Here is a 9299-nt window from a genome sequence, read left to right on the forward strand (position 1 = left end):
CCGGTGCGGATCAGCCTGCGACAGTGGCGAGTTCATCCTGGACCGGCGCGTCCCAGTCGATGCGGTATCGACGTTCGGTACCCATCGTCTTCTCCGGGTTCATCACCGTTTTGACCATGAGCGGCATCACCGCGTTCATCACCTTGCGGGCGATCGGGCCCGGTGTCTTGCTGTGGTTGATCTTCGCCGCGCGCGCCGCGACCCCCTCCACCCTGGCCCGGCGCAACTTCTCGTAGACAGCGAAAGCCTCGGTGGGCGAGGCGATATCGCGCAGGCACCGCGCCAGCTGCACGCCGCTCTCGATCGCCAGTGACGCGCCCTGTCCGGAGCTGTTCGACGGAGCGTGCACCGAGTCGCCCACCAGCACCATGCGATCGCGATACCAGTGCGGCACCGGCGGCATGATGTGCAGGGCGCCGGTGATCTCGAGGTTCTGCGCCGTGGTGCGGCGGGCGAATTCGGCACCGGGCGAGTCGGCGGCGTAGGTCTCGCGTAGCACCTCGAGCCAGTGTTCGGCGGCGACAGCGCGGGCTTCGGTGAGCGAAAGGTACTGCTTGCTGGGAAGATTCGCGCCCCACGTCACGCGGCCGTCGGCATGCTTCCAGTACAGATAGTAGGCCTTGGCGCCGAAGGCGAACACCATGGTGTCGTCGGGCAGGTCGAGGTCGCAGTCGACCATGGCGCCGAAGCCGAGCATACCGGTGTAGTCGGGTCCCGGTGCGGCCGGATCGATCAGACCCCGCACGGTGGAACGGATTCCGTCGGTGCCGACGAGGATGTCGGCGGTCCCGGTGGAGCCGTCGGTGAAGTGCGCGGTGACGCCGTCGGGGTGTTCGTCGACGCTCACCAGCCGCTTGTCGTAGCTGAACGGCACGCCCGCGGCGACCGCGTGATCGTGCAGCGTGCGGTGCAATTCGCCGCGGTCGACGGCCTGCAGCGGGGGCTGGTCGGCCAGCACCGGCACGACGTGTTCGCGGCCGCTGACGCGCAGCCGCATCTGCGCGACCGGCAGGGCGATCTCGCGCACCGCGTCGCCGGCGCCGATGATGTCGAGCGCCGCGACACCGTTGGGCGCCAGCGCGAGCCCGGAGCCGATGCCCTCGGAGGGACCGGAGTAGGCCTCGTACACGTGGGCCTGGATGCCTGCCTTGTGCAGGGCGGTGGCGGTGACGGGTCCGGCGATGCCGCCGCCGATGATCAATGCGGAACGGGTGGTGGACATGGGTGATCTCCAGATCTGATGTCGGCGTCACCCAGCTATCCTGTGGTTGCCTCACCTCGTGGCCGGGTGCGCCTGGTTGCGGGACGGTATCTCGGGCTCGGTGGGGTGTTGCCGCACGCCACCGGGTCCGGGGTCTTCGGGGTCGAGCTAGCCGTTCCCCCTCTCGCCGAGTTCGGGGATCTGTTCGGTGGGCATGCCGTCGGCATGCCACTGCCGCCAGAGTTCGAGGCCTTCGAAGGTGCCCGCGGCCAGTTCGTCACGCAGGGAACGCGCCCAGTTCGCCTCGGCTTCCAGCATCGCCAGGCCGAATTCGGATTCGACGACGAACAACCGGGGCAGCGTCAGCGCGCCGAGCTCGGCCCTGGTGGTCTCGATGATTCGCTCCAGCGCCGCGATGCGCGTGCCGAGCAGGACGATCACCTCATCCGGCGGCAGCACCGCCAGAATCGACAGACCCGCGGTGAAGCGGTGGTGTTCGGGCTCGGGTGCGGCGAGCAGTTCGCGGGTCCAGTCCGCCATCTCGGCGCGACCGGCGTCGGTGATCCGGTAGATCACCCGCTCGGGGCGCGCGCCGTCGCGTTCGCTGCCGATGACCTCGAGGAATCCGGCCTTCTCCATGTTCTGCACGACGGTGTAGAGCGAACCCCATTTGATGTCCATATCGCGGTCTTTGCCGTGGGCGCGCAGGGTGGCGGCGATCTCGTAGCGGTGCATCGGGCGCTGCACGATCACCGAGAGCACGGCGAGCGCCAGCAGGTTGTTCACTTTGCGCTTGGCCGCCATGACTGCCTCCTTACTCGTCTACGAATATACGTCTACGAGTATTCGGCGGCAAGGTTGGTTCAGCGGAGTGGACAACCGAAATCAGACTTTCGATACCTCGCTGCTATCAGCGCCCTGGTCGAGCAGCTTGGCCGCGATCTTCGACAGCGCCTCGTCGAGCAGCGCGCGGTCGACCGGGTCCTCGGAATTCCAGTCGTCGAGGCGGTCGCCGAGCCAGCGGCGCCAGCCCGCACGCAGCTTGTCGACCTCGGCGTCGCCTTCGGCGGTCAGCGACAGGGTGCCCCCGTCGTCGTGCAGCAGACCCGCATCGACGGCCTGCCGAAAGACCGGCGACAGCACCTCCACCGGCAGCCGGTGCCGGTAGGCGATGGCATACACCGTGGCGGGCACCTCTTCCTTGGAGTACAGGTACACCTGCCCCAGCGCCCACACCGAGTCCGGGCTCAGCGTGCTACCCGAGGCCGCGATGAGCTGGGGGATGAGCGGTTTCTCCGCCCTGGCCTTGCGCACCGTCGTGGCGACCGAGCGTTCCAGCTGCACCACCCGGTCGTGCGAATCGGGCACCGAGAAACCCTCACCGACGTCGGCCGCGCCGTGGCGAGCGCTGTCACGCAACCGCACCTGCGGCAGGAACCAGGCGACGACGAAACCGACCAGCGCCACCGGAACAACCCAGCGGAACACGTAGTCGATCGAATTCGCGTAGGCGTCGATGATCGGCGCGGACTGCTCGAGCGGTAGCTCACGCAGCAGTTTCGGGTTCGCCGCCACCTCCGGTGAGACGCCGGGGGCCTGCTGCAACGCCTCCGCCAGCGCGGGCTTGCTCTTGTTGTTGTAGAGCGTGCCGAAAACCGCCGTGCCGAACGCGCTGCCCAGGGTGCGGAAGAAGGTGACCCCCGAGGTGGCGGTGCCCAGATCGGCGTAGGGCACGGTGTTCTGCACGACGATGGTGAGCACCTGCATCGACAAGCCCAGCCCGGCACCCAGAATCAGCATGTACAGCGATTCCAGCCACACGCTGGTGCCGCGGCCCATCGTCGACATCAGGGCGAGGCCGACCGCCATCACCGCCATGCCGACGACCGGGAAGTACCGATACTGCCCGGTCTTGCCGACGACCTGACCGGAGAAGACCGAGGTGACGAACAGGCCGACCACCAGCGGCAGGGTGCGGACGCCGGAGATCGTCGCCGTCGCCCCGTCGACATATTGCAGATAGGCGGGCAGATAGGTCATCGAGCCGAGCATCGCGAAACCGACGATGAAACTGAGCACCGACGACACGGTGAACACGCGGCTGCCGAACAACCGCATCGGCAGCATCGGCTCCTTCGCGCGGTTCTCCACCAGCACGAACCCGGTGATCAGCACGGCGGCGAGCACGAACAAACCGATGATCTGCCAAGAGCCCCACGGATATTCGCTACCGCCGAACTCGAGCCCGAGGATCAGCGACGACACACCGAGCGCGATCAGGCCGATGCCGAGGTAATCGATCACCGGCCGGGTCACCGCGCGCAGGTGCGGCAGGGTGCGCGCCGCCATCACCACCATGATGATCGCGATCGGCACATTCACGTAGAAACACCAGCGCCAGCTCGCGTGGTCGGTGAACAACCCGCCCAGGGTGGGCCCGACGACGGTGGTCACGCCGAACACCGCGCCGAGGGCGCCCTGATACTTGCCGCGTTCACGCAGCGGAATGGTGTCGGCGATCAGGGCCATCGAGGTGACCATCAGCCCGCCCGCGCCGACGCCCTGGATTCCGCGCGCCACGATCAGCACGCCCATGCCGCCCGCGACGCCGGCCAGCGCCGAGCCCGCGATGAAGATGCTGCCGCTGATCTGGAACAGCAGTTTGCGGCCGAACAGGTCGCCGAGCTTGCCCGCGAGCACGGTCGCGACGGCCTCGGCGAGCAGATACGCGGTCACCACCCAGGCCATGTGCCCGGCGCTGCCGAGGTCGGCGACGATCGAGGGCAGCGCCGCCGACACGATGGTCTGGTCGAGGGCGGCCATGAGCATGCCGAGCACCACCGTCGCGAAGACGATATTGATCTTCGCCTTACTCATCGGCTCGACGGGCTTGTCCACAGCAACACCATCCGGCATGCCTCAGTATGGGCTTTCAGGCCCTGCGCGAGAGCTCAGTGACACGGCAGCAATCGCCACCGATCGCTCAGCGGACGGCGTAGTTTCCCAGGCCGGGTTCGAGCGTGTCGAACGCGATCTCGGCATCGCGAGTCAGCGCGGCGGCGATCTCGGCGTTGGATTCGCCTTCGAGGGTGCGGCGCATGATCTCGTTGAACAGCACTCGCTGCACGCCGGCGATCTGGGCCGCGGCAACGCGCGGGGTGATGTCATCGGGCGCGGCACCCGTCTCGACGGCGAGTGCGTCGGCCAATGCCAGCTGACGGGCGTCGTGTAGATCGCGCCCGCGCGCGGTCAGCGCGGGACTGTCGGCGATCATCCTGGCGAACGGCTCGCCGCTGAAGCCGATGAGCTGGTCTTGCGCCGCTATGGCTGCCAGGCAAGCGTGGCGCAGCGCGGCCAGTGCCGACTGGCCTGGCGCGCGTTCCCGGACGATCGACGCGAGTTGCTCGATGTAGATCTCGCCGAGGTCGAGCGCCAGGTCTTCCTTGCGGGGGAAATAGTTGGTGACCGTCATCTTCGAGACATCGGCGGCCGCGGCCACCTCGGCGATGGTCACCTGATCGAATCCGCGAGCCAGGAACAGCTCGGTCGCCCGGTCCGAGATCTGCTGCCTGGTCTGCTGCTTCTTCCTGGCACGGAGGCCCTGCTGCGTCGTCATGTCACCAGCATATCTGAACTCGGCCTAAATTTGTTCTTGACATATTTTTAGGTTCGTTCTAAGTTTATGTCCGTCGCCGCAAGCGACACGATCGAAGGAGACAGCGCATGCCGCACGGACCCGATATCGCCGCCGAGCCCCTCAACACCCGTTCCACCACCGAAGGAGCAGCCGATATGGCCCGATTCACGACGATGCGACGTGCACTCGACGACGCGGTCCGCGAGATCATGACCGCGCCGCAACCCCTCTCCCTGCCCGGCCGGCCCCGGGCGGCCCGCCGCGTCGAAGCGTCTTTCCCGGCGCCCCGGCGACGTGGAACCGGCTCGGCCATTCGCGGCGCGCAGACGCGGTCGACGGCCGTGCGCCGCCCGATCCGGATTCCCGGCAAGTAGTCACTGCGATCCCCGCGTAACCCGACCGGTGGGGCGCCCTCGCCCCACCGGTCACCAGCCCCACATCGAACGGGAGTTCTCTTGACCACCACCGTCACCGCCGACCCCATTCGCGACTACCTGACCGCCATCGGGCGCACGCCCCTGCTGACCGCCGAACAGGAATACGCCCTCGGTGCGCGGATCGCCGCGGGCGCGGCCGCGCGTGCCGAGATCGATGCGGCCGGTGCCGAACTCACCGCCGCACGACGAGAGCTGCTGCGCCGCACCGAACTCGACGGACTGCGCGCGAAAGATCACATGGTGCGGGCGAATCTGCGCCTGGTCGTCTCCATCGCGCGCCGGTTCCCGACCAACACCGGGATGTCGCTGCTCGATCTGATCCAGGAGGGCACGCTGGGGCTGATGCGTGCGGTAGAGAAGTTCGACCACGAGCGCGGCCTCAAGCTCTCCACCTACGCGACGTTCTGGATCCGGCAGTCGATCGGGCGCGCGCTCACCGATCAGGGGCGCACGATCCGGCTGCCCTCGAATGTGGCTGATGTCCTGCATCGGGTGATCCGGGTGCGGCGCGAGCTGGCGCATCAACTGGGACGCGCGGCCACCATCGAGGAACTGGCCGCGGGCGCCGACCTCACCGTCGCGCAGGTAGCGGCGGTGCTGCGGCACGAAGCCGAGCCCGTGTCGCTGCACGCGCCCGTCGGTGAGGACACCGATCTGGGCTCACTGTTGCCCGACACCACGCCCGCGCCTGCGGATGTGGTCGCGGCGCGGATGCTCGGGGGCTACGTGGAGGCGGCGTTGGCGGGGCTCACCGAGCGCGAATCCGCCGTCATCCGACTGCGTTTCGGCCTCGACCGCGGCGAGGGCCGCACGCTGGAGGAGGTGGGTTCGGCGCTCGGCTTCTCCCGCGAACGGGCGCGCCAGATCGAGGCGAAAGCCATGATCAAGCTGCGTAAACCCGCCTGTACCCGTACGCTGACCGGATTGCTGGGCTGACCTTCCCTCCTATCTTACTCCAGAGTAAGATAGGAGCATGGCATGGAAACCAACTGACATCGCGGACCAGTCCGGGCGCACGTTCGTGATCACCGGGGCCAACGGCGGCCTCGGTGCCGAGACCACCAAGGTGCTCGCAGGCAAGGGCGCCACGGTGATCATGGCCTGCCGCAACGCGAGCAAAGCGCAGCCGATTGCCGACGCCATCCCCGGTGACGTGCGGGTGGCCGCGCTCGACCTGGCCGATCTGGCCTCTGTACGCGAATTCGCCGCGCAGCAGGGCGAATTCGATGTGCTGATCAACAACGCGGGCCTGATGAACATCCCGTTCTCGCGCACCGCCGACGGGTTCGAGACGCAGTTCGGCGTCAACCACCTCGGCCACTTCGCGCTCACCGGACTGCTGCTCGACCGCGTTCGCGACCGGGTGATCTCGCTCGCCAGCATCGCGCACAAGCAGACCCCGAAGCTGTGGATCGACGACCTCAACTACGAGAACCGCCGCTACCAGCGCAATCTCGCCTACGCCCAGGCCAAGCTCGCCAACCTGATGTTCGGCCGTGAACTCCAGCGCAGGCTCACCGAGGCCGGGTCGGCGAAGAAGTCCTACGCCGTGCACCCCGGGGTCTCGGCCACGGACCTGTTCGCCCGCACCGAGACCCCTCTCGACAAGGTCAGCAAGCCGTTCATCAAGCTCATCGGCCACCCCCCGCACAAGGCCGCCCACTCCACCCTGTTCGCGGCCACCGAGCCGGACGCCGACCCCACCGTGTACTGGGGACCCAACCGGCTGATGCAGTCGCAGGGACCGGTCGAGGCGTGCCCGTCGAGCAAGATCTCGCGCGATCCCGAGCTGCTGCGCAGGCTGTGGGAGGAATCCGAGCGGATGACCGAGATCAGCTACAAGTTCTGATCATCCTCACTGCGTGACCGTGAGCACGATCTTGCCGCGGGTGCGCTGATTGTCGCTGATCTCGTGGGCCTTGCTCACGAGATCCAGTGGCAGGACAGTTTCCACGTGCGGTCGCAGCGCACCGCTTTCGACCAGGTCCGCGAGAGCGCGCAGACCCGCGCCGTCGGCTTCGACGATCATGAACCCGGCCCGCAGGCCGAGCGGGCGGGCGACCTCCACCAGGGCCGCTTCCGCCGGGGAAGCCAGCGACACGATGATGCCGCCGGGCCGCAGGGTTCGCAGCGAGCGCGGGCCGTATTCGGCGCCGATGGTGTCGACGACGATGTCGATGCCATCGGCCGCGTCGACGAAATCCGTTGCAGTGTAATCGATCACCTCATCGGCGCCGAGGTCGCGGACGAAGTCGTGATTGTCGGCGCGCGCGGTGGCGACGACGTACGCGCCGCGCGCCTTGGCGATCTGCACCGCGACGTGCCCGACCCCGCCCGCGGCGGCATGGATCAGTACCCGGTGGCCGGGCCGCACGTCGGCGGTGTCGACCAGCGCCTGCCAGGCGGTGAGCGCGACGAGCGGCAGCGCGGCGGCTTCGACGTGGGTGAGATTCGACGGCTTGCGCGCGAGGTGGCGGGCCGGTGCGGTGACGTACTCGGCGTAGGCGCCCGCGGCACGCGGCTGACGCGGCATGCCGAAGACCTCGTCGCCCGGCGCGAACAGGGTGACACCGACGCCGACGGCCTCGACCACGCCGGACACATCCCAGCCCAGCGGTGCGATCGCGCCGAGGAGCCCGCCGGTGGCGCGGTGCCAGGAATCGGTCGGGTTCACCCCGGCCGCATGTACGCGGATCAGCACTTCGGCCGGTCCGGGGCTCGGCTTGTCGACCTCGATCACACGCAGGACCTCGGGTCCGCCGAAGGTGTCCTGACCGATTGCCCGCATGGCGCGTCTCCCTGTGTCTCCCAGGCCGTTTCGCTGCGAACCGGCCGTGTGAAGTCCACGATGCCGGGTGCGCGAATCATCGACGAGTGGCAAGAAAGCCAATATGTGAAAGAATCTTGCCATGCATCGCGTGGTGGTTCTGGCGCTGAACGGGGTCTATCCGTTCGAATTGGGGATTCCCGCCCGGATCTTCGGCACGGCGACCGATCCCGACGGCGCCGCGCTCTACGACGTGCGCACCTGCAGCCTCGACGGGGACCCGGTGTCGACCAACGCCGACTTCGCCATCGCCGTCGAATACGACAGCAGCGCGCTCGCCGAGGCCGACACCGTGGTGATCCCGCCCTTCTCCGCGTGTGACGCCCCAGAGGAGGAGTGGATGCCCGCCGACCTGGCTGACGCGCTCGGTCGGCTCAGACCGGATACCCGCATCGTGTCGATCTGCACCGCGGCGTTCGTCCTCGCTGCCCTCGGCTTGCTGAACGACCGCCCCGCGACCACGCACTGGCGGCAAGCCGACCGGTTCCGCGCCCTGTTCCCGCAGGTCAGAATGGATGCCGACGTGCTGTTCGTCGATGAGGGACGCATCCTCACCGCGGCGGGCAGCGCCGCCGGGATCGACGCCTGCCTGCACCTGCTGCGCCGCGATCACGGCAGCGCCGTCGCCAATCACGTCGCCCGCCTGTGCATCGTGCCGCCGTGGCGCGAAGGTGGCCAGGCCCAGTTCATCGACCGACCGATCCCCGAACCCAGCACCGCGACGACCGCCGCCACCCGCGCCTGGGCCATGACCCACCTCGATCGCCCACTGCCGCTCACCGAACTCGCCGCCCACGCCCGCATGAGCGTGCGCACCTTCTGCCGCCGCTTCCGCGAGGAGACCGGCCTCCCACCCGGCCAGTGGCTCACCCAGCGACGCGTCGACCACGCCCGCCACCTCCTCGAAGCCACCGACCTGCCCATCGACCGCGTCGCCGCCGACTCGGGCCTCGGCACCGCCGCCTCCCTGCGCCAGCACCTGTCCACCGCCATCGGCGTCTCCCCCACCGCCTACCGCCAGACCTTCCAAGCGGGAACGTCGCGCTGACCCGCTGACCAGCCACACCGAGGCACCATCACCGACCCCGACCCGCACGGCCCGACCTCGAGGAGGGATCCGCCGCGCAGCGGCGGGTTCGCGGCCGTCCCGTCGATCAGGCGCCGTTGCGTAGGCGACGAAGGAGCAAGCAACGGTGC

9 protein-coding genes are annotated in these 9299 nt (G+C 68.4%); 4 read left to right on the plus strand and 5 right to left on the minus strand.

What is annotated here, in order from left to right; genetic code table 11:
* Positions 1-10 precede the first annotated feature (10 nt).
* The 4 genes from ACFULV_RS34000 to ACFULV_RS34015 form a co-directional block, all read right to left on the minus strand.
* Positions 11-1222 (minus strand): FAD-dependent oxidoreductase, encoded by a 1212-nt coding sequence (locus ACFULV_RS34000; RefSeq protein ID WP_378664026.1) that lies wholly within the window; start codon positions 1220-1222, stop codon positions 11-13.
* 147 nt (positions 1223-1369) lie between these two features.
* The gene (locus tag ACFULV_RS34005; protein ID WP_378664028.1) at positions 1370-2005 is read right to left on the minus strand and encodes a PadR family transcriptional regulator; all 636 of its coding nucleotides are present in this window, start codon (positions 2003-2005) and stop codon (positions 1370-1372) included.
* An 81-nt stretch (positions 2006-2086) separates the two neighbouring features.
* A complete protein-coding gene (locus ACFULV_RS34010) occupies positions 2087-4078 on the minus strand; it encodes an MDR family MFS transporter (protein ID WP_378664049.1) in 1992 nt (663 codons plus the stop codon).
* A 106-nt stretch (positions 4079-4184) separates the two neighbouring features.
* Entirely contained in the window at positions 4185-4817 is a 633-nt protein-coding gene (locus tag ACFULV_RS34015; protein ID WP_378664031.1) for a TetR/AcrR family transcriptional regulator, read from the minus strand.
* 107 nt (positions 4818-4924) lie between these two features.
* On the opposite strand from ACFULV_RS34015, the gene ACFULV_RS34020 reads away from it, so the two are divergent.
* The 3 genes from ACFULV_RS34020 to ACFULV_RS34030 all read left to right on the plus strand — a co-directional run bounded on the left by ACFULV_RS34020 (position 4925) and on the right by ACFULV_RS34030 (position 7124).
* On the plus strand, positions 4925-5212 hold the full coding sequence (locus ACFULV_RS34020) for a hypothetical protein (protein WP_378664034.1): 288 nt from the start codon (positions 4925-4927) through the stop codon (positions 5210-5212).
* An 81-nt stretch (positions 5213-5293) separates the two neighbouring features.
* Positions 5294-6211, plus strand: coding sequence for an RNA polymerase sigma factor RpoD/SigA (locus tag ACFULV_RS34025; RefSeq protein WP_378664037.1), 918 nt, complete (start codon positions 5294-5296; stop codon positions 6209-6211).
* A gap of 37 nt (positions 6212-6248) precedes the next feature.
* Positions 6249-7124, plus strand: a complete 876-nt coding sequence (locus tag ACFULV_RS34030) for an oxidoreductase (RefSeq protein ID WP_378664040.1) — start codon at positions 6249-6251, stop codon at positions 7122-7124.
* A gap of 6 nt (positions 7125-7130) precedes the next feature.
* Here the strand turns inward: ACFULV_RS34030 and ACFULV_RS34035 are convergent, their stop codons facing one another.
* Positions 7131-8063 (minus strand): NADP-dependent oxidoreductase, encoded by a 933-nt coding sequence (locus ACFULV_RS34035; RefSeq protein WP_378664043.1) that lies wholly within the window; start codon positions 8061-8063, stop codon positions 7131-7133.
* 121 nt (positions 8064-8184) lie between these two features.
* Between ACFULV_RS34035 and ACFULV_RS34040 the strand changes: the two genes are divergently transcribed.
* The gene (locus tag ACFULV_RS34040; protein ID WP_378664046.1) at positions 8185-9150 is read left to right on the plus strand and encodes a GlxA family transcriptional regulator; all 966 of its coding nucleotides are present in this window, start codon (positions 8185-8187) and stop codon (positions 9148-9150) included.
* Positions 9151-9299: the final 149 nt, after the last annotated feature.

Origin of the sequence: Nocardia sp. NPDC057272 (assembly GCF_042668615.1) — a bacterium.
GTDB lineage: Bacteria > Actinomycetota > Actinomycetes > Mycobacteriales > Mycobacteriaceae > Nocardia.